We start from the raw sequence: 20,844 nt of genomic DNA, 5'->3' as shown, positions 1-20,844 counted from the left end.
CGCCCGAAACATTCTGATTAGACCCGCCAGCGTGAACCGGCGACCCCTCGAATTGCAATGCCCGGAGAGTGCACTGAAACTTCGCGCGCTTCTGTTCGGATCCGGGACTTTGTTGATCCCTCTCGGGGCTGGACTAAACCCATCGCCGCGGGAGGTATTGTTTGCCCGGCGGCGCATTTATTTGGACCTAGAGCCGATGCAGCGCGCCATTGCCGAAATGGTGTCCTGTCGGATCTGCGCAGGAAGACCAAATGGCACCGCAGCTCGAATGAGAGCAAAGATGTCGGCGCCATTATCATTGAGTGCATCAGCCTGTTGAATGATCCTTGCATCCCTAGCGGGCGATCCTTATCGGCGGGTCCCGCGCGTCGTGGTTACCGGGTTGGTCCCGATAACGTACTGCCTTGCGACGAATCCTGCGCGCTTGAGGGTATGCGTGCCGGAGGCACAAGGAGCGGTAGCGTATTTCGACTGACGGGCACGAGTACTGCGGCGCCGCAACTAGGGCGACAGGTTGTCAGATTAGCAAGCGGATTGCCGTTCCCAACGCCGACTGAAGTCCCGTCCTTGAACGACGTGATGGAAATTGAGAAGCGAGGTGGCGGCAACATAGAACCGCCCTAACGAAGGGTCCCGTTTTCGTTTCTTTGATGAGTACATAGTCTTCGCGCATCACGAAATCAGTAATCTTTCATGCCCGGAACTCCCGGCCTCTATTTTGAGGAGCCGCCCGGATGCCAAATCCCGAGAACTCCAATTTCGATGCGCTGGCCGATGCAATTGTCCAGCGACTTAGCCAGCGCTCACCCGGCGGTCTTCGCCCGATCGGCGTTCCAACGCCCGGCATCCCCGGTTCGGGCGGTCCTTTTGGCGAGATCGATCCCGAGCGTCCGAACCTTCCTTTTGACGGGCCTCACAACTCAGGCGCGGATGCGCTGCCGCGGGCCCGTCTCGGCATCGCCGGCATGGAGCTCACCCAATCCATCCAGTATAGCGGCGCGGCAGGCACGACGTTCGGCGACGACAATTCTGTACCGCTTGTTGCGCTGAAGACTTTAGTCGCGAGAGTCTATCCTGTGGCCCATGCCGGTCTCTTCTCCGATAGCTTAACCGGCAGCCGCGTCACTGGCGAGCTCATTCTCGCTCGTGGCGATCGCGTCGCCTATCGCACCGACCCAACGCGCGCCGAAGGCGGCAGGGTGGGACCGCAGCAATCGCTGGATCGCACTTTGTGGGATGAAGATTTCTCCGGTCTCGTTCCGAGCTCGTCATTGGCGGCGCTACGAAGGTTCGTTCTCAATTCCTCGCTCAACTTCATCGTACCCGCATATTATTGTCGGGGCAGCCGCACTACCATCTCGGTGCGTCTCTGGCGGGCCGACGACGGTCCCATGTCCAGCTATCACGCGACTACCTCGTCGGTGGTCACCTTTCTAGCAGTCCCGGCGCCTCGCGTCTCGTTGGTGCGGGTGAACTGGACCGACGGGGCCGGCAACGTCACCAAGCCGAGCGATGCCAGCATGCTGGCTACCACCAGTCTTGCCGAACGCATGCTGCCTTTTCCTTATCTTGAGACCACCATCCTTGGTCTGGAAGAGAACCGCAGCGGCGCTTTCGCCGCTCCCTCGGCGGCTTCGGGCGGCTGCAATCTTGCTTGGCAAAGTCTTCTCAGCTCGCTCGCCGTCACCAAAATCTTCACCGCGCTCTTCGGCTTGGGCGACATCGTCTTTGGCATGGTGCCGAACGCGGTTGTTCCAGCGGCGGGCGGCAGCGTCAACAGCGGCTGCAGCATCGGTTCTGCCGGCTGCATTATCGGCTTCAACACCAGCTTCGCCCATGAGCTAGGCCATCAGTATGGTCGTCCGCATGTCGCGGTGGCTGGCGATGCCAGCAGCGATGCCAACTATCCGAACTACGGCGGCGACACTAAGTCGATCGGCGAGGTTGGCATCGACACCGGTACTTCACCGCCGACGCTATTCGATCCTGCGACATCCGACGATCTAATGTCATACGGGCAGAACCAATGGATCTCGCCCTACACCTACCAAAAGATTCTCGATGGCTGGGATTCGCATGCCTTTGTAAGCGCCGATCCGCAGCATGTTCGCTCCATTCTTGTGGTTGGCATCAGGCTGCATCGTGGTGTTCGCAATACGCGGCGCGTGGAAATTCGCCAGGCGCACCTCGTCAGTGCGGCCGGCCCACCGCCCAAGCATATTGGCGCAACGATGTCACCGCTCTCCATCGATCTCCTAGATGGCAGTGGCAAGATCCTCGTCACCCATCATTGCTTTTATGTGCCGGCCCATGGCGGTAGTTGCGGCTGCGGCTGTAGCGCCGAGATGGTGTCGCCGGAACGCGAGCCCTATCTTGAAATGCACGAGGCAATCGAATTACCCGGCGACGAGGTGGCCGCCTTGTCCTTTCATCGCGGGGGAGAACCATTCGCCCGGCTCGAAGCGGGTGGTGCACCGCGGGTTGAGATTGCCGGCCCCGAACGCCGCGACGGCAGCCTTGCCGTCCAGCTGCAAACCCAAGCACCCTCCCGCCTGAGAATTCCGGTGACGGTAGTACATCCGCACCCGTCTCGGTTGTCGTGCTGTTCAGCGGCCATGACGGAGCGACCTGGCAGCCAGTCACCTTCGATCCGCCCAACGGCGAGGTGCCGGTCGATGCCGATCGCTTGCCCGGCGGAGAACGCTGCCGCTTCCGTGCCATCGCCACCGCCGGGTTGCGCGCGGCCCATGCCGATACCGAGCCTTTCGAGCTGGCACCTTGCCGCCGCAAGCTGCACCTCGATCTACCTGGCGATAGCTGGGGCATCAAACCGGGGCCGGTGGCGCTCCGCGCCTTTGTCGACAGCCGCGGTCGCGGCGCACCCGCACCGCAGGAAATACGTTGGACCTCCAGCCTCGACGGGGAACTCGGCTTCGGCCGCGAACTCGTTGCGCAGCTGGGCGAGGGCCGCCACGAAATCACCGCCACCGCGCCCGATGGCATCGGCGGCTCGCTCGCCGAACGCGGCATTATCATCGTTAGCGGTAACCGGCGGGCCTCCATCAGGGTCTTCTCAGTTCACGCCCAGAGGCCCTCCGAAATAATCTCCACCGCGAGACATGGTCGAGATAAGCTAGCGCGTCGAGAGGCAGCGGAGAGTGAATATCTCCATAGGCCCGCATAGGATTTTCTTTGTTGAAGGCGGCAACCATGCGCTTCGCACAGGCCGGCAGGCCGGCACGATCGACGTGCCTTTCTGTCAACTCGATGACCAGATTGCCAACGTATCCTGGCGCTTTTCCTGGGCCAGGTAGGGTGGCGTGACGCCGAACAGCCAGTCGTAGTCTCCGCCCTGTAAACATAGAGCGGGATATCATTGGCGCGCACGAAGTCAGATGGGAGCTCGATCTGCAATTCGGGGGCGAGGGCCAACTCTAGTCTCGCTGGACTCTTCCGCCCGACGGTGATGCGCCAACCTGCTCGGAAGATCTAATCGTATCGCTCGAAGATCCCGCGCCTCTGAGCCGCGTCATCTGCGCGTTTGTCCCATTCGGCTGCGAGACGGAGCCAAGCCATTCTGTCGCCTTCGTTGTCCGTCTCTGCAGCCAGCCGTCGGCATTGCTCCGCCCTGTTCTTAAACCGGTTCGCGTCCGACACACCGTTTCCCTCTCGTCTGCTAATCGCGCGAGACGGTGCCGTGTTCCGGGAACGACTCTGCCCTTCTCAAATTGAATCTCGGTCCTTTTCAAGAGAGTTGCGTATGCGTCAGTCCCCGTCGATCGTGCCGACCGATCGCCTCGACCGCGACATCTACCTGGTCCTTGAAGATTTCGGCGCGCGTGCCGGCTGCGCCTGGCGCGAGACGGATGAAGCCGACACCGACCTCGAAGCGGTGCTGCAAGGCCTGCTCTCCGGCCAGTACGTCTATCCAGTCCGAATCGTGTGCTTCAATGCGGGTGAAGGATGGTCGCGCGACGCCACCTCCGACGTCGCCGCCGCGTTGGCGCAGCGCGCGGTCGACAGCGATGGCGAAATCTCGACCGCCCTGCAAGACTTCATCGCCGCCAACGCCACCAGGCGGTTTGATGTGCAGCTCGCGGTGCCGCTGCAGGGCGCCGCATGATGTTCCGAGAGGGCAAGCCGCAAGGCCCTCCGCCGCAAAGCGAGCGTGACCACTTCATCCGCTGCACGATCTGCGGCAAGATGCTCGATATGCGCGACCTCGGCGATGTGCTCGACCATCTGCACGGGCAGGAGATCGAGGAAGAGCCCGCAACTCATTGACGGAGGATCGGACGCGGCACGCTCTCCCGCTGTGACGGCATCCAGTGGGTGTGCGAGAACCATCCCGCAGGCCTTCGGAGACTTACCCTAGTACATAGCAGCTGATCCGAATTCGGGCATGCTTCCGCACATGCTCATCATGGGGACATCTGGAAGCGAGCCGACCCAGACGCCGCCAGCGAACGGGCCATTCGGGTCACCAGTGTTCGCATGCGCCGGGAAGACCGATCCTCCATCGTTGTCTCATTCCTCTCGCAGACCTCGGCGGGTACCCGGCAACTCGGACCGCAGGGAGCGCAGGCCTGGTTGCGACGAACTTCATGGTCGGGCGTTGGACCGCCTCGGCGATGGCTTCCGCATCTCGGAAGTCATTCTTCTGTCCCTTCGAATAGGGGCGCACGTATTTCGCCGGCATCAACCGGGGCGTCGTGGCCAAGCATTTGCAGCTTGCGACTGAGGTGATGCGCGCCGACGCAGGCCTCCATGCCGATCAAACACGGTGGCAGGTTGGTGAGCCGCGTTTCCACCTGGCCGTGCGACCACCTCTGCCGCAGCACGATGCCGCCGCGCTGATTCTGGCCAATGATGTGGAACGAGTTCTTGCCGATATCGATGCCGATGACGGCGGGCGACGTGTCGAGTTTCTGAGACATGGCGTGCTCCTTGTCTTGGGCGCCCCTTGCCAGCTTCTCGTACCGGCAGGGCCGGAGCACGGCCGGACCATTCCATTCTGATGTCCCCAGTCAAGCACACAACGCACGGTTTCCCATCTCCACGAGGCTTATCGTGAAGCTTTTGCACCGATAGATCGTGCAGAGGAGAAGGTGGAACCCAAAGACGTCGGTGAACAGCGCTCTGATGCGCGGGTTGGATACCGCATTTCCGTTTTTTCGTCTGGGGCTGTCCCTGGTCTAGCGTCGGGCGTCGATCGGATGATCGGCCACATAATGGGTTTCAGGATTTCCCCTGCCGTGGTCCCACCTTCAACTCTGCACGATTGATGTCTGCGACTACCCCTGATCCTGATTGCAATAAAGGGGGCTGTGGGCCGGTCGAGCGCACCTCACGACTCGAGCGGTCCACAGCCCGCAACGACGCTACGCCTGTCGAGGTGGCATGAGCTCGCGATTGATTGCCCAAATGAAGGCGGATAGCTCTCGGGCAATCGCCGTGACGATTTACGGTTCGCCGCTTGCCCTTCCGCTCGAGTGAGCGGAAGCGTCCGCACAATCTGGTTTGCGCTTTCCACGCAATCTCGCGCGCGCGTCTCGGTGCCGCCTCCACCTTTGGCTGCTTGTCTCGGCTCACGCGCGGCGGATATCGATAGCTCCAGGCCGTCTCCACAAGAATACGTCGCGCCCGCCCATTACCGGCTTTGGTGATGCCGCCTGGCCTGACTTTGTCGCCAGTCGAGTTTTCCGTGGGCACCAAACCCAGATAGCCCATCAGCTCGCGCGGATTTTGAAAGCGGGAGAGATCACCGATCTCGGCCAGCACCCCCACAGCCGCAATGAGATCAATCCCCCGCATCGCCTGCAGGGCCGCGACAACCTCGGCAAGCGACCACTCGGGTACTACCTCGCGGATGGCATCTTCCAAACGCTCCATCCGCTCACTTTCCTGGCGTATCCCCTCAAGTAGCTCTTCGAATGCGATGCGCTGCTCGCGATGCTCGAGCTTCTGCGACATCAGCCATCTCATGTGGGCTGGCCCCCACGTTGTCTTGCCCGGATAGATGCGTCCCAGCCGCAGCATCAATGACGAGATCTGTTGACGCTTGCCCTGGAGGTCCTTCTTCACTGCCTGACGGGCCCGCGAGAGATCGCGCATGGCCTCATGGCGCTCGTCCGGTACCCACACCGCGGTGAGCTCGCCCGCGCGCAACAGCTTGCGAGGCTTACCCGCATCGCGCCGGTTCGTCTTCACTCGATCGCCGGCCTTCTTCGGAACGAGCGAGGGGGCCACCACCAGGCACTTTCGGATCGCTGCCTCCGTGGCAGAAAACTCCCCGAGATATCGTACCTCGCCGCCACGGCCGCCATCGGCAATGGCTATTGCATTGCGCGATTTTGACGTATCGATTCCGACAAAGACCTCGGTATGATGACCCACGACTCGCCCTCCTTGTTTGAGGCTCTGCCCGGTCCATCCAGGCAACCCTCGTCGCAATATCGAGGGTGAGTCGCCTCATTTTATGGAGGGGACATACAGTCTAGCCGACCTGTGTTGGCGCAGCGGCCGGTCGGAAATCGGGTGGATCGATCTGAGTGAAATCCTATCGTGGGCGGGCGCACATAGGAGCACGACATGCACAAGTTTCACTCTATCGCAGCTCTTTGTGGAGATGGCCTCCGACCAGAACTTCGAGAGCTGTTCGAACGGCTGGCGATTGATCCTCAGTCTGGGCTGCACATCCGTCCCGACGGCATGGTCCAAGCCGGCCCCGATCCCGTCTCCAAGGCGTCCACTCGAACTGAAAACACAAACAGAGGATTAGCTACATGTCGAAGGAAAGTGACAACAAGGCGATCGTGGGTCGCTGGTTTACAGACTTTTGGGGCGCGACCTGCAACCTGAACATCGTAGACGAACTCGCAGCGCCGGACATGCTGTTGCAGTATTCGCTTCACGAACCTCGTCGCGGCCGCGAGGACATTAAAGCCTTCATGACCGACTTTCGAAAGGCGTTTCCGGACCTCAACTTCTGGGGTGCCGCTGACCTGATCGCGGAAGGCGATTACGTCGTTGGACGCTGGGAAGGTGGTGGCACGCACACCGGGCCGGCCTTCGGCGACTTTTTGGCGGGATCACTGCCTGCGAACACAGGGCGCAACATGAAGTTCACCGGTACGACCGTCCTGAAGCTCAAGGATGGCAAGATTGTCGAGGAGATCGGCCTTGACGATGGTGTGGCGGCCTTGACACAGCTTGGACTTATCAAGGCGCACGGTAGGCGTGACATCGACCAATAGTGCCGGCGCAACCATCAGCGGCGGTCTGGCCGGAATTCGGGGCGGCTTTGCCAATGTTATGATTTCGGGCAGCATCAGCGCAACTATGGCGCTGGGCGTCGGGGCATAGACTCGCTATCCGACCGGCGGTGACAAACGTTCGTCTCCGCTTGAGCGAAGAACATACCCGCGGGAAGCTTAGTTCCTATCTACAGGAAAAGGCCTCCGCCAGTGGCGGAGGCAAGTCTAGGAGGGACACTGTCGTCAGCATGGCCAACGGCATTCGCCGCGCTGCCGTTCCTCCATCAGCCGCAGACTACGGAAGAAATCACTGGAGTTTAAACCTGGGTTATTTCTTCGAGAGGCCTTTAAACGAACTAGCCCGCAGCAGGCCTTCCGAGGTGATGTCGCGGCATTCGATGTCGGCGTAGAACTTCGGATCGACCCACGTGGCCTTCGGCTTCTTGATGGGCTTTGTGGGCTTCTGCTTTGGGCTGACGACGGTATCCAGGGCCTTGCGGATCTCCGCCGACTTCGTCCGGCTCCAGCCCGTGCCGACCTTCCCCATATACCGCAGCTCTTTGCCCTCCTGCTTGCCGAGGTAGAGCGCGGCGACGCCGGACGGGTCCTTGACGAAACCAACAACAGGGAATTTTTTCGCGGTGCACCGTCTTGATCTTCTGCCAGGCCTCAACCCGCTCCGACCGATACGGTGCATCAACCCGCTTCGAGACGATACCCTCGTAGTTCAGCTTGCTGGCAGCCTCGAACAGCGCCTGCCCGTCCCCTTCATGGTGCTCGCTGTACAGGATGGGCCTCTCCACCTCGTTGGCCTCGATAAACTCCTTTAGAAGCTCCTTGCGGGCAAGCTGAGCCATTCTGCGAAGGTCCTTGCCGTCCAGCCAGAGGAGATCGAAGGTGAAGTAAACCAGCCGATCCTGGTCGCCTCTGCCGAGGTCCGCCTGGAGTTCGGAGAAGTTGGTTCGTCCCTGGTGAATGACGACCACCTCACCATCGACAATGGCTTGCCCTTCGATGTTGAAGATGGATGCGGTAGCCGTCGTATTTGACTTCGTGAATCCACTGAGCCCCCGAAGGAGCTTTCATCGTCGCCAGCTGGGGCTGATGAAGCCCGGCATGGAAGCTCGCGGCTTCTTGGCCGGTGCTCGGGTACGCTTTGGCACTAACGCTACTCACAAAAAGCCCGCCGCCGGCGTTGGGAGCCGACGGCGGGGCAGTCTACCTTCTTAGTCACGAGACTCCTAACTTCGAGATCGGCAGCGTGTTCCGCGCAGGGCAATACAACGGATCAGTGCTTTCGGGTTGTGTTTTTAAGAATAAAGCCGAACAGTAAGCGAACGCGACGCGATAATCCGTTCTCGGTTACGCGGGCTGCGGTGCGCCACACCTGACAAGAGATCGATGCCGATAACGCAGGCCGGCCTAGCGGCAGTTTGCTTGCACCACTGATTGACCGCGGAGATGACGCCGAACGTCAAAAGCCATGGAGTCGATTGTCGCAGGTATGTGAAGGTCGGGGATCGGCGCGCTCTGGTCGCCGCGCCTTAAGCCCCATCCCTACGCACGAGGGGCATCGGCGGCGACCGCGTCCAACGACCAGCAGGTGATCTGGGATGGCATTTCGATCGGCAAGGCGATGCACGAGTGCTTCGATGTTGTCTGCGTTCATCGATGTGATATCGTCGCGGATGATCCTTTTGACGGGTCGTATGCTGGGTCGCCTTGCAGTTTTGTGGGTCCCGCTATGGGCGAAATTCGCAACTTCAGATCCGGGAATGACGAGCCGCCTTCGCACGGCCCTATGCCTCGTCGCCTCGCGGCCATCATTGTCGGTGACATCGCTTCCTACAGCCGCCTGATGCAGGCCGACGAAGAGGGCACGCACGTCCGCGTCAAGCGGATCGAGCGGGATCTCATCCAGCCCAGCATCGTCGAGCACAACGGAAGTCTGGTGAAGACGACGGGCGATGGCTTCATCGCGATTTTCGACAGTCCGGTCGAGGCCGTCCGATGCAGCATCGTCATCCAGCAGAATCTCATCGGCCGCAACGCCTCGCTTCCGAAGAACACCCGGATCGAGTACCGGATTGGCGTCAATCTCGGTGACGTCATCGTGGAGCCTGACGACGTCTACGGCGACGGCGTCAATATCGCCACGCGTATCGAGGGCATCGCCGAGCCAGGCCAGGTCTTTATCTCCGGCGCGATCTACGAGCAGATCAAGCACAAGGTCGTGTGCGGTTACGAGTCGCTCGGGGACCGCAAGGTCAAGAACATCACCGATCCCGTGCGCGTTTATAAAGTGCTGCCGGATGCAGACGCGGTCGGCAGGACGCGGGGGCGGCGCGAGAATGCCCTGATCTTTCTCCTGGGTATCACGCTGTCGGTGATGGCCGCCGGCGTGCTGTGGTATCTTCTGGCTCAGGCGCCGGGCAGGGTGGGCGAGCAGGCCGCCGTCACTCCCGCTTCTCCTGCCGCATCGCCGAGCCCGCAGCCTCCGCCGCGCGAAGCGGCGCCGCAGACGCCGCAGCCTTCTCCCTCGTCGGCTTCATCATCTCCATCGCCCGCTCCGGCGCCAAGTCAATCGACGAGTCAATCGGTAAGTCAATCGCCGATTCCCGTCCGCGAACCCGAGATGGTCGCCATTCGCGGCGGCAGCTTTGCGATGGGAAGCAACGACGACCCGACCGAGCGTCCCGTCCATCAGGTGACGGTGAAGCCGTTCTCGATCGGCAAATATCCCGTGACCGTGCAGGAATGGAACGAGTGCGCCGCTGCAAAGGCGTGCAGCTTCACCGCCATCGGCAAGGACGATGCGCCGGTCAGCAATGTGAGCTGGACCGACGCGCAGCAATATGCGGCCTATCTCGCCAAGGCGACGAAGAAGACGTATCGGCTTCCGAGCGAAGCCGAATGGGAATATGCCGCGCGGGGCGGAACGCAGACCAGATATTGGTGGGGCGACAAGCTGCAGCCGGGCATGGCCGGTTGCAAGGATTGCGGTGATCTCGCGGCCGAGCAGCCAGCGAAAGTCGGCAGCTTCAAGCCGAACCCGTTGGAGTTGGTCTGATACTGATCCGTCGTTGCGTCGCGCTGGCGGCGGCGCTCGCATTGCTCCCGGCTGCAGCCTTTTCGCAAGGCAAGACAGCTCCCAAAGACGCAAAGCTCTATTTCATCACCCCGCATGACGGGCAGAGGGTCCGCTGCGGATTCTCGGTCCGGTTCGGCTTGCGCAACATGGGAGTGACCCATGCCGGCGACGAGCATCAGAACGCCGGTCACCATCATTTGCTGGTCGACGTCAACGACCCCATCGATCCCAAGGAGCCGATCCTGCAGGACAAGTCACATCTGCATTTCGGGGCAGGACAGACCGAAACGTTGCTCGAGCTTCCGCCCGGGATGCACACGCTTCAACTCGTGCCGGGCGATGCCAAGCACTATCCATTCGAGCCGCCCATCGTGTCCGAGAAGATCACCGTCCGCGTCAGACAGCCGGCGACAGCGAAGTAACACGTCGCAGACCTAAGGCCCGGCAATGCCAGGTTCTCAATCAAGGCGATCCGATGTGATCTAAAGGCGGAAAAGTGCGAGCCGGCCGGAAGCCACCGAGTTGTAGTATATGGCCGTAGCAATTCATGCCGCCGCTCAGACGCTCAGAATGTAAAATATGCAGCCAGCCCCGGTGACAAAATTCTGCTCCAACTAGGCCCCGTTGCAAACGAATTTCGCGGGAACCGAAATCCAAGTGACGGGCATTTGGTTCCGAGAACGGGAACAATTTTGCGCGAGAGGGGCGCTGCACTGAGATAGCAGGCAGCCCCGGTCGGGCCCACTTCTGCCGAGATTCACGCTCGCGGGTCTGTGTCGCTTCTAGTGAGGCGCAACCAGAGCTGCCACACTGAATGCGACTACGCAGGCAGCTGCCAAGGACCAGAGCGCTATAACGATCTCTTTAGGCATCGTGGTGGCCTCCTGACGAAAGCCGCCTTCACCCTTACTGCCGGACGAGCCTAGAGCGCATACCGATCAGCATTGTGTAGGCAAGCCGACGCCAAATCAGGTTCATCAGGACTAGCATGTGGCATCCCCGTATTTGATGCGGCCAGCTTCGACCTGGTATGTTTCAAGAAGATTTCGCCAGGAGTGCGAAATGGCTTCGTGCCGAGGGTGGGAGGGCAGCCCCGCCGGTTCACGCTTGCGGGCGCGTTCTCGGTTGCCGTAACGTTCTTCTGGCAGGCATGATGGGTGCTAGCCGGCTTTAACCCCTTGTTGCTCGACTTGAATCTGGCGGCGGCCCAGTCTGGTGTTCACCGTGCCGAACACCCTGTGCGAGTGCTAGGTTGTGGGACGCGGTTGTAAAACAACGAATAGTGGACGACACGAACGTGGTTGGCCGATCATGTCTCCCGATATGGGCGAGCTCCGCTCTTGCGAGTGCCCGGGCCTGCTCAAGCGCTTCTGCCCCGGTCAACAGGTTCGGCGCGAGCCGCCGTCCCGGGATATCATCCCAGTAGAAATAGACGCTCGGCTGGCCATCGGCGAAGCAGACTTCGTAGCTGCCGGTTTGGGGCACAGCTTTGTGCTTACGGATGCGCACGGGCGGGAGCATGCCGACATCAAAGGTCATCGTGCAGGTCGCAAACTAAAAATTTCTTTGGGGCTCGGAAAAGTTGAGGGCGGAGTGACGGCCGCGGCTTCGGGGGCTGGGTGTGAAGACCGGGGCCGCTCCGCGGCGTCGGCGGCACGACCGGAAAACCTTGACCTGCGACGAAGTTCAGCGTTCCACCATAGTTTCCCATTGCTTGCCAAGTTTTTCCAATGAGGTTTTCGCCATGTCGAACAGTGTCGAAGATCTATAGATACTGCGCTTGATCAGGGCATTTCAAAAGCTAGCCGACCAAGGCACACGGCGCACGGTGCTCTTGTACGTCGAAGATCAGGTTCAGAAGCAGCAAGCCGAGGGATGGGTCGAGTGCTCCACCAAGTCGTCGCCTGGGGCTGGCAGCAGCGCAACCGTAGATTCGTAGCCGTCGGCCTGCAGACATGCAAAGCTAAGGCATATTTCGCGTCTCGGAGGGAGAAAGCCGATGCGCCTTGCGTTGCCTTATCTAGGAATTTGTCTCTGTGCGTCGCTGGCGGCATGGATGTCGGTGATGCTGTTCTATTGAAGTCCGTCCGTCGATGCGGGCGATCCTTCTGTCTAGCCGGGAGGGTCGTTTCCTTCGGCTCTTGCAAGAACTTTGGCATGGGCCCACGCGCTTCACGATCGCGCGGGGCGGCGCGTTCGGACGGGTCGCGGCCGAGCTTGGACTGCAGCTCGACGAGGTCGGTGAAGACGTCGGCCTGGCGGCGCAGCTCGTCGGCGATCATCGGCGGCTGGCTGGCGATCGTGGACAAGTGTGGCACTCACATGAAATGAGATTATAGTTTCGGTGATGCAGCGTTGATCGAATGATCGGGGAGTCCTTGCCGACGCTGTCGAGCGCGCCCTCGGATGCCCGGTACGGACAAATCGCGGTTTACGTCTCAAGGTCGTTGCTGACGTGCACCGAGCCGTTATTCAAGGCGTGCAACTCGGCTTGACGTGTGCGTGATTGGTTCTAGCCGTCGCTTAGTTCGCTTGTTTTCGTCGCAGCAACACAATGAAACATTGCGGAAACAAGTGGAAAGATGGTTTTGGATCACACGCGCGTATTCCCTGAGGAGACTTACCGTGGTCCTCAAATGACGGTGATGACTCCGTGACCTGATGGGCCTTCACGGCGCAGGAGTCGCCTTTTTATTGCCTCGCTGGCATGTTGCCTCATCTTGCGAGCACTGCTCAGAACTATTTCGAAACCGGAATCAGTCGCCGGTTCTCCGAGTTGGGAGGCAAAGAATCCGTATGGCCGCGGCATCGCCTAACATTCTAGTCGTCGAAGATGACCGCGAGACGCGGACGCTGATTACGAAATATCTACGTACGAATGCCTGCAACGTAAGGACGGCAAATGACGGGCGCGAAATGGTGCGGGTGATGGCCGATTACCGTGTCGACCTTCTCATCCTCGACGTGATGCTGCCGGGTGAGGACGGCCTCAGCCTTTGCCGCAAGGTTCGCGCGGAGTCGCAAATGCCGATCATCATGCTCACCGCGCGCGGCGAGGACGTCGATCGGATTCTCGGGTTGGAAATGGGCGCTGACGACTACCTTGCTAAGCCGTTCAATCCGCGCGAATTGCTGGCCCGGATCAACGCGGTGCTTCGCCGCCTGGCGGTCGTCCAGACGTCCAGCGCCACCAATACCAATAACGCGACCGCCGTCACTTTTCTGGGGTGGCGGATCAATTTCAGACTGCGGGAGCTGCGCAATCCGGCCGGTGCGCGGGTCGCGATGACCAGCGCCGAATTCGATCTGCTGCGCACCTTCTGCGAGCGGCCCGGCCGCGTGTTGTCGCGCGACAGCCTGCTCGATCTCACCCAGGGCCGCAACCACGGCTCATTCGAGCGCAGCATCGATGTGCTGATCAGCCGTATCCGGCGCAAGATCGAGCCCGATCCACAGGAGGCCACTGTGATCAAGACGGTACGCTCCTGCGGCTATATGTTCACACCGACGGTGGATACGGTCATGCCCCCGGAAAACCACGGATCATGAAGCTACCCGGTTTTCTCAATCCGAAGAATATCGGCGGACAGATCGCCGCGCTGGTGGTCGCTTCGATAATGGCCATCCATCTGATCCTTGCCGCAACCTTTCTTGTCTATCGCCCGGATCAGGCACCGATCGAACGCGGAAACAGTCAGCTTGCCGCGGTGGCCCAGCTTCTCGGCGCAGCGCCTGCGACCGGACGGCCACGGCTGTTCGCCGACATCGCGCGCGCATTTCCGCAACTGGACATCGCAAGTCTGCTGCCAGGTCCAGGTCCTGTGGCGGACGAGCCTGATGGTCTCGGCCTGCGAAGTCTGCATCGCCGTCTTGGCAGCAACTATCGGATCTTTTCGCTCCCGGCTGGGAAAGGCATCCAGAAGGTCGGTATCGTTTTGCCGGACGGCGCAACGATTTCGGCAAAGCTCACCGCCGACGAACGGCCGCGTCCGTTTTGGATTGGACCCTGGGTCCTGACATTGCTGTTCGCCGCCATTAGCGTCACTTTGCTTGGGCTGTGGACGGCTCGCGCGTTGACGGCGCCGCTGTCGTCGTTCGCCAGGGCGGCCGAAAGCTTCAGCCTGAACGGCGCCCCTGCGCCGCTGCCCGAACGCGGCCCCGAAGAAATTCGTTTGGTTGCAAAGGCGCTCAACCGCATGGGGGAACGAATTACCAGTCTGATTGACGACCGCACCAAGATGCTGGCCGCCATCAGCCACGACCTGAGGACTCCGATCACCCGAATGCGCCTCCGCTCCGAATTTATCGAAGACGATGGGCATCGCAGCAGCATGCTGGGCGATCTCGATCAAATGCGATCGATGCTGGAGTCGGTGCTTTCCTTCCTGCGCAACGACCGTAGACCCGAATCCATGACGCTGGTCGACATCGCCAGCACGCTGCAGCTTGTGGCTGGATGCTCTGGCTGGTGACCTTCGTTTTCGCCGTGACGGCGGGTCTGGGCTTCGCGTCGACGAACCTCAGTGACGTGACGCTTGCGCGTGCGTCACGGGTTACGCCGGCTGTGACGATGGCGCAGACAGCCCTCTGCGACGCGAGCATCGCTCGTGATCGCGAGTGCAAGGGCGGCGTCGGGAAGTTCTGCCGAGATCGGGAAGCCTTGGTAGCCGAGCGACGCCAAATTCTAGATGCGGCGCAAACGGCTGTCGGCCTGCACGCAGATCCTCAAACAGACGCTGCCATCAGGCTTGCCGCCTGGACGTCGCGCGGCTTGGCGCCGAACCATTCCCCATCGACCAGCTCTTTTCTCGAGAAAATCGAAGAAGCGGCCTGTGCACACGACGTCGCACCATGAACCATGCACGGATGCTCGCTGCGAGATTGTCATTTTGGTCTGGAGGATGGCGCGGGTGCCGGCGACTTCGATGTTGCTCCCTCCGAGGGAGTGCAAGATACGAAGCCCTCGGCTCCCACCTGCTTGGCTCACTCGGATGAAATCTGTCGCGGGCCCCTGGAACCAAGTCGCCGACATCCAGCCATCGTCATGCCAAACCGTTTGCGAAACGGTGCCAATCGCCGGAGTCGCGCCATATCGCCCAGTTCTCGATCAGCTCCCTAATCTCCAGTTTGTCAGCGTATGGTGCGTCGCTCATGGAAGACTCCGTTGAACTTCGACTGCTTCATCGGGTGACCACCTGGGCAGCTCTGCATCACACAGGCTGACGAGCCAACGACAACCCCCAGATAATGTCGCTGAAGAAGATGCCGCGGCTGAACAAGTGGTCTGATAGAGCACCGGGCTCGTGCTATCGCGGTCGATCCGCAGTTCTGGGCGGAGCGGGCAGGGCAGGCAAGAGCGGCTGGACCGAAAGCCCGAGGGACAGCAACTCTTCGTCGTGATGCGGCAGCACTGCAAGAGTAACGCCGAGAGGCAGGCCACGCGACGACATCCCCATGGGAAGGGTCATGGCCGCAAGCGATCCCTTGGTGAGATAGTTGGTGTTGTTGATATACGCCTTCCAAGTAGGAATCGAGACACCGTCCATCATGATCTGTTCGTCAGATCCTTCGATGGGACGCGAGTCGGTCAATGTTGTAGGAAATGCGAGTGCGAAGAGGCGGTGCTCGGCAAATGCTTTTTGGAATGCACCTTCGACGGCCGGCTTGAACGTCCGAACTGCCTCCTTATAGGCCTCATCGCTCGGACTTGCCTTGCCGACGATCCGTGTTTGATAGGCCTTGATCAGATCCGGACTGCGGATACCTGCAACGAGCTCGTCAAAAGAAATGCCGACGTGATAGCGCGCCAGAAACTTTGGTACCTCAGTCTTCAATTCGTAGGGCGTTATGGGACCGAAGCCTTTTTCGGCCTGCACCAGATCGGGTAGGTCAATCTCAACAATTTCTACCCCAGCTGCGGTAAGCCTCTGTAGTGTGTTCTCGAAAGTCGCCTTGCTGTCTGCGTCGGCAACGTCCACGAACAGCTTTCGTGGAACGCCGATCCTCAATCCGGTCAGGTTCGATGGGCTCACGGGGGTACTTGTCTGAGCCATGACGGAATCCACCAGGATGATGTCTTCGACTGACCTTGTGATCGGACCGATCGTGTCATGCGTCGGCGAGACCGGTAGCACTCCTCCCATTGGATATCGCCCGACGGTGGGACGAAATCCAATGACACCGTTGAGTGCCGCCGGGATCAGAACAGAGCCTCCTGTATCCGTGCCCAAGGCGATAGCTACCAGCCGGGTGCCGACGGCAGCCCCAGCGCCGCCGCTTGATCCGCCAGCAAAGCACTTGGGATCGTAGGCATTTCGGACGGGACCGAACACCGCATTGTTGCTCGTTACGCCGCCTGCAAGTTCGTGGAGATTGAGCTTGCCCAAAATACCGCGCCCTGATCGATCAGGCGCTGAACCGTGTCGGCAAGTCTCGGTGGGGACGTAATTCCTGGTCGCGGATGTTCCGAATGTTGCGCGCTGGCCGGCAACGAGCACATTGTCCTTGACGGCCACCGGCAGGCCCGCTAGGGCGCCTTGGGCGGAGATCTTGCGGTGCGCGAGGATCCTTACAGACGTCGAGCTCGTCGGCTCGACGCGTACTGATGAAGGCATTGTGGCCATCGCTGGCGATGGCAGACAATAGGCTCTCCGCTACGCGACAGGGATCGAGCCGGCCGGCGGCCACATTGGTCACAATGACGCGTCCGGACATATCTGCGATATTCAGCCCGAGATCCGCGGCGTGGCCGCGGTGAGGGCGGACAGGCTCCATAGGAAAGCAGATCCTACTTCCGTAGCCAATGATCTGCGGCTCAACCTGGGCATCGCGCCCTCCCTGTTCATATCGTGAGGATCAAAAACGTGATGACATCATGAGGCTCTGACATCAGCGGGCAGCACCGATCGAGGGCGTAAAGAAGTCTGCCATCAGGCCCACGGAACTCTTGAACATTCCAACGCCGGTCTGAGTGCTGCAGCCGATATCGCTCGCTTGTTGGAGTAGGGGAGTGATCTCGGGCTTGGTAATCACGTGGATGAACGGAGACAATATCGAAGTGCTCATCTGCTCGCGTTCCTGCCCGCAAACGCGGGGCGAGTGCAAGGGTCTGCGCGCCGGCAAGACGCGCGTACGCCGGCGCCGCGGCGCCGCGCATGTCGCCGATGGTGATCTCCTGAGGCCGCATGCCGCCATCGAAGCGACACGCAGGCCCGAGTCTAGTTGGCGCGTCGGAACGCGCGCGAACTACTGTGCGTCGTGGGTTGAGAAATCGGCCGCTTGTGAAATGGCTCACGTGCGACGAGCGTGTTTTCTGCTATCAGACGTCATTGCTTGACCAATTCATTTGTCGAACACCCCAGTGCTCCCTCCAAGGCACCGGGGTTTTTCATTTGGATCGGCCTAGGGCCGACGGCCCATCGGTCCGCACCGGACTGGGCACCTTGGAGGTCAGGGTCTGCGGGAGTCTGATCTGCCACACGGGACAGCATCAGCACGACATCTGGACGAGCGCGCGCGGATGGAGTGCATCTGCCTGAGTGAGCGGAGGAGAGCAGGGCGCCCGGAGAGGCCGATGCACCGCGTACGGCGCTGCCGGAAAAGACGAGCGATTGCAGCAAGTTTGACAGGCTCCCCGTCAATATCGTCGGCGGGGCTTTGCTGGCCATTACTCTCGCGGTCACGTTAGGCATCGGCGATGAGCCTCGCGCTTAGCCGTGCCACGCCTATACAGGCAGCCGCTGCGCTTCAGGAACGTAACGCGTCAATCGCGTGGGCAATCAGGATTGCAACGCTGGCCGCGATGATGATGACTAGTAGCCAAGTGATCACGTTCGTCTCCAGCCATGGAGTTGAACGCGCTCAACCGCGCACAGTCAAAAACAACCCGCCGGCAACCTTAATTCGACGCAGGGGTGAGGTTTCAACGCAACTGTTGCGTCCGCTGTCGGCCCTATCGGCGGAAGGCCAGTAGGAGAAGGACACCAACAACGCACGCCGCGAGTGCGAGTAAGAGAATACCCACGGCACCCCGAATCATTAGGGATTTGCATGGGAACTTACATCATCCGCGAGCGGGCCCAAGCTCCCCAACTTCTTTCTAAGAAAGAAAGACCCGGCGAACCGGCCGGAAAAGCGCCCTCAGGATGAACCCCGACGCAGAAAAGGCAATTATCGAAACCGATGGCACCCGATCCCGTCCGCATCCGTAAGCACGAAGCTGTGCCTCAAACCGGCAGCTACGAAGTTTGCTTCGCCGATGGTCGGTCGAGCGCCTATTTCTACTGGGACGATGTCGCGGGACGGCGGCTCGCGCCGAACCTGTTGACCGGGGCAGGAGCGCTTGAGCAGGCCCGGGCACTCGCGAGAGCGGAGTCTAGCTCGCTATCGAAAGACGAAATGAGCAATAGGAACGAGAACTGCGGGCGGTTGTTGAAGGGCCGCCGGTTCCCAGCCCAAGCCGGCGGAGCGGCCCCGGCCCTAATCAGAGTCTCCCTTGAAGCCGGGGCCGTCTCTCCGCCAACAGAGGCCCGCCGGGGTGAATCGCCAAACGAAATGAAATAGGCCGCCAACTGAGGCCGCCTCAATGCCTTGTATGGTACCTCACGATGGCCACTCGGCGCGCGTGCTCCCAGACTTCCAAATCGTGGCCGTCGAGCAACTTGGTGGCTTGCTGTTTAGCCTCATCATCATCCGCGCAATTCAGTTTATGCACGCCGATGATATGCCCCTCATCGTTGAGGATGTAAGCGCGGTAGTCCATGACATTCGTTCCATAAACGGAACGATTATGCCCGGCGACGGGCCGCTGAAGTCAAATCAGGCGATTGTGATTTGCGGCGGAGCAGCTAGGGCGAGCGGTCAGTTGGCGGCCGCCGACTACTCTTTACTCTCGGTCCAGGTCTGCTCACCGCACTGGCACTTGAACATGCGAACGATCCCACCGGTCTGGGTGTTGAGCATCTTCGCCGCAAAGATCGGCTCGCGGCCACACTGATTGCACGGCTTCACTGGATTTGGCTGATAGCTGGAAAAGACTTCGTTCTTAAAATCGCGGTCCACAGTGCTGCCCTCGCGGAGGACTCACTAAGTACCAGAGTGTACACAAGTTCCAAATAGCCTAAGTTATAGGCGCCCCCGAAAAGAGAGCAGCATCAGGCCGCCAACTGAGGCGGCCATACTTCTAGGTGTTCCGCTTATAAATACACGCGCGAGGAACGAACGAATTTATTAAAATCACAATCTGTTCTCGCCCGGAGAACAGCGGGGCCGTCAGCGTGAACCAGGGCCGGTGCGTTGCTGGCCCGCCCAATTGCTTCACTCTCATCCACGCGACCAATGGTGGCCGACTGGAGAGCAATCATGAAGTGCCCGAATTGTATCGACGGCTTCGTTCTGGTGATGCGTCCGCCCAAATGGGGGCACCCTATACCACCACAACCCATCTGCTCGGCGTGCCAGGGCACCGGACAGATGCCGAACTGTGATCAAGCGAAGCCTCGGAAGGCCTAGAGAAGCACCAGGCCCGTCAGTGTGAACCGGCGGGCCTTTTGCTGTCAGATGCCGGATAACTTCTTGCCTGTATCGCCAGGCGCAGGCTGACTTGAATGCAGACACGGGCAGCACTGGTTTAAGTTTCTAAGCCCATCCGAATCATGCACTTGATGGCTTGGATTTTTATGGGCTGCTTTGAGCGAGGCTTCACATGGGAAGGCCTGCTGTAGTTCGAACCATCACAGTCACGACGTCCGGTGTAGCGCATCACGGGACCTATTTCGTCCAGAACTCAATCGTGTACGTGCAATCGGTTCTCGGGAGCAAGGCAACCCACGTTGGAGGGTCTCCGCCCGAAATGACGGCCAAGCTGCTCCTCTCGGGAATCATTCGCAGCCGCACCGAGGCAACACACTAGCGCACAATTGCGCTGCGGAAGGGCGCGCCTGAGTCAGGGTATTGCAATGGCTGGGGTAGCTGTATCTTACCAGTTGCGCTCCTGTGCCGCGCCGCTCGGTGCGGACCATTTTCGCTGCGGCGGAGCTATTCGTATTGTAAGAGCGCGATCCCATATCCTGGACCAAACCGGCGAATTGTAAAACTTCGCTACAGGCTCCCAGAGGGGCGACGCTCCATCCGACATTTCCTTCAAAGCGCCAAGCCACCCCTTCATGAGTTGAGCCCTCGATCGAAGAACAATTTTCTGCTTATCCACTTGAACCCCTCGTGCTTGGTAATCGCGGCGATCTCGATCGGCGCGCGCGCGCAACACTCTCCTCCAATTGCGTACGCCGCCGCTCGACTTTGCCGCGCGTGAAGTTCTTATCGCGATTATTGACTGCTTTGAATTTGCTGCCGTCGATGGCGACGCTGGCTGCCGCGAGCAACCCCATCTTGCGGCACACCTCGACGAAGCGCGCGCAGACTTTTCTGATGCCGAGACTGTGTTTCGGCATGGAATAAGGACCCCGTTTTCGGGGTGATCGGCATCCAATCGGGACCCCG

Annotated in this window: 13 protein-coding genes and 6 pseudogenes; 10 read left to right on the top strand and 9 right to left on the bottom strand. The window is 60.3% G+C overall.

Translation table 11 applies throughout. The features are described from left to right. Positions 1–734 precede the first annotated feature (734 nt). From IVB19_RS26030 to IVB19_RS26020, 3 genes are all read left to right on the top strand, one after another. Positions 735–3,104, top strand: coding sequence for a hypothetical protein (locus tag IVB19_RS26030; protein WP_247820054.1), 2,370 nt, complete (start codon positions 735–737; stop codon positions 3,102–3,104). Positions 3,105–3,760: 656 nt separating this feature from the next. Then, positions 3,761–4,123, top strand: coding sequence for a hypothetical protein (locus IVB19_RS26025; protein ID WP_247820053.1), 363 nt, complete (start codon positions 3,761–3,763; stop codon positions 4,121–4,123). Further along, positions 4,120–4,284, top strand: coding sequence for a hypothetical protein (locus IVB19_RS26020; protein ID WP_247820052.1), 165 nt, complete (start codon positions 4,120–4,122; stop codon positions 4,282–4,284). The genes IVB19_RS26025 and IVB19_RS26020 overlap by 4 nt, the downstream gene beginning before the upstream one ends. Before the next feature lie 295 nt (positions 4,285–4,579). Here the strand turns inward: IVB19_RS26020 and IVB19_RS26015 are convergent. Both IVB19_RS26015 and IVB19_RS26010 read right to left on the bottom strand, forming a co-directional pair. After that, a pseudogene (locus tag IVB19_RS26015) lies at positions 4,580–4,937 on the bottom strand (IS110 family transposase); the annotation flags it as partial. A 444-nt stretch (positions 4,938–5,381) separates the two neighbouring features. After that, positions 5,382–6,396: pseudogene (locus tag IVB19_RS26010) on the bottom strand (IS110 family RNA-guided transposase). 389 nt (positions 6,397–6,785) lie between these two features. Between IVB19_RS26010 and IVB19_RS26005 the strand changes: the two are divergent. Continuing rightward, positions 6,786–7,256, top strand: a complete 471-nt coding sequence (locus IVB19_RS26005; protein WP_247820051.1) for an ester cyclase — start codon at positions 6,786–6,788, stop codon at positions 7,254–7,256. A 328-nt stretch (positions 7,257–7,584) separates the two neighbouring features. On the opposite strand, the gene IVB19_RS26000 is transcribed toward IVB19_RS26005, so the two are convergent. Together IVB19_RS26000 and IVB19_RS25995 are read right to left on the bottom strand one after the other, a co-directional pair. After that, positions 7,585–7,953 (bottom strand): ATP dependent DNA ligase, encoded by a 369-nt coding sequence (locus IVB19_RS26000; RefSeq protein WP_247820050.1) that lies wholly within the window; start codon positions 7,951–7,953, stop codon positions 7,585–7,587. A gap of 13 nt (positions 7,954–7,966) precedes the next feature. After that, positions 7,967–8,242: pseudogene (locus IVB19_RS25995) on the bottom strand (ATP-dependent DNA ligase); the annotation flags it as partial. Between the two features lie 758 nt (positions 8,243–9,000). Here IVB19_RS25995 and IVB19_RS25990 point away from each other — a divergent pair. Both IVB19_RS25990 and IVB19_RS25985 read left to right on the top strand, forming a co-directional pair. Next, positions 9,001–10,326, top strand: coding sequence for an SUMF1/EgtB/PvdO family nonheme iron enzyme (locus IVB19_RS25990; protein WP_247820049.1), 1,326 nt, complete (start codon positions 9,001–9,003; stop codon positions 10,324–10,326). Further along, positions 10,326–10,769: a DUF4399 domain-containing protein gene (locus IVB19_RS25985; protein WP_247821706.1), complete on the top strand. Its 444-nt coding sequence runs from the start codon at positions 10,326–10,328 to the stop codon at positions 10,767–10,769. The genes IVB19_RS25990 and IVB19_RS25985 overlap by 1 nt, the downstream gene beginning before the upstream one ends. Before the next feature lie 1,680 nt (positions 10,770–12,449). On the opposite strand, the pseudogene IVB19_RS25980 reads toward IVB19_RS25985, so the two are convergent. Then, a pseudogene (locus tag IVB19_RS25980) lies at positions 12,450–12,656 on the bottom strand (LabA-like NYN domain-containing protein); the annotation flags it as partial. Positions 12,657–13,143: 487 nt separating this feature from the next. Here IVB19_RS25980 and IVB19_RS25975 point away from each other — a divergent pair. From IVB19_RS25975 to IVB19_RS25965, 3 genes are read left to right on the top strand one after another with little or no spacing between them, the layout of a single operon-like run. Continuing rightward, positions 13,144–13,896, top strand: a complete 753-nt coding sequence (locus IVB19_RS25975; RefSeq protein WP_129273840.1) for a response regulator — start codon at positions 13,144–13,146, stop codon at positions 13,894–13,896. After that, positions 13,893–14,819, top strand: a complete 927-nt coding sequence (locus tag IVB19_RS25970; protein WP_524536688.1) for a histidine kinase dimerization/phospho-acceptor domain-containing protein — start codon at positions 13,893–13,895, stop codon at positions 14,817–14,819. Before IVB19_RS25975 ends, IVB19_RS25970 begins: the two co-directional genes overlap by 4 nt. Next, positions 14,816–15,202, top strand: coding sequence for a hypothetical protein (locus IVB19_RS25965; protein ID WP_247821747.1), 387 nt, complete (start codon positions 14,816–14,818; stop codon positions 15,200–15,202). The genes IVB19_RS25970 and IVB19_RS25965 overlap by 4 nt, the downstream gene beginning before the upstream one ends. Here IVB19_RS25965 and IVB19_RS25960 read toward each other — a convergent pair. The 3 genes and pseudogenes from IVB19_RS25960 to IVB19_RS25950 form a co-directional block, all read right to left on the bottom strand. Next, positions 15,119–15,500: pseudogene (locus IVB19_RS25960) on the bottom strand (nuclear transport factor 2 family protein); the annotation flags it as partial. The gene IVB19_RS25965 and the pseudogene IVB19_RS25960 sit on opposite strands and share 84 nt — an antisense overlap. A gap of 153 nt (positions 15,501–15,653) precedes the next feature. Then, positions 15,654–16,961 carry an amidase family protein gene (locus tag IVB19_RS25955; RefSeq protein ID WP_256474562.1) on the bottom strand — a complete coding sequence of 436 codons (1,308 nt, stop codon included), beginning with the start codon at positions 16,959–16,961 and terminating at the stop codon, positions 15,654–15,656. 274 nt (positions 16,962–17,235) lie between these two features. After that, positions 17,236–17,412, bottom strand: a complete 177-nt coding sequence (locus tag IVB19_RS25950; RefSeq protein WP_247820047.1) for a hypothetical protein — start codon at positions 17,410–17,412, stop codon at positions 17,236–17,238. Between the two features lie 1,579 nt (positions 17,413–18,991). On the opposite strand from IVB19_RS25950, the gene IVB19_RS25945 reads away from it, so the two are divergent. Further along, on the top strand, positions 18,992–19,342 hold the full coding sequence (locus IVB19_RS25945; protein ID WP_247820046.1) for a hypothetical protein: 351 nt from the start codon (positions 18,992–18,994) through the stop codon (positions 19,340–19,342). A 1,258-nt stretch (positions 19,343–20,600) separates the two neighbouring features. Here the strand turns inward: IVB19_RS25945 and IVB19_RS40745 are convergent. After that, positions 20,601–20,774: pseudogene (locus IVB19_RS40745) on the bottom strand (IS5/IS1182 family transposase); the annotation flags it as partial. Positions 20,775–20,844 lie beyond the last annotated feature (70 nt).

Source organism: Bradyrhizobium sp. 187, assembly GCF_023101005.1.
Classification (GTDB): domain Bacteria; phylum Pseudomonadota; class Alphaproteobacteria; order Rhizobiales; family Xanthobacteraceae; genus Bradyrhizobium; species Bradyrhizobium canariense_D.
This window is presented reverse-complemented; position numbering and strand designations above follow the sequence as displayed.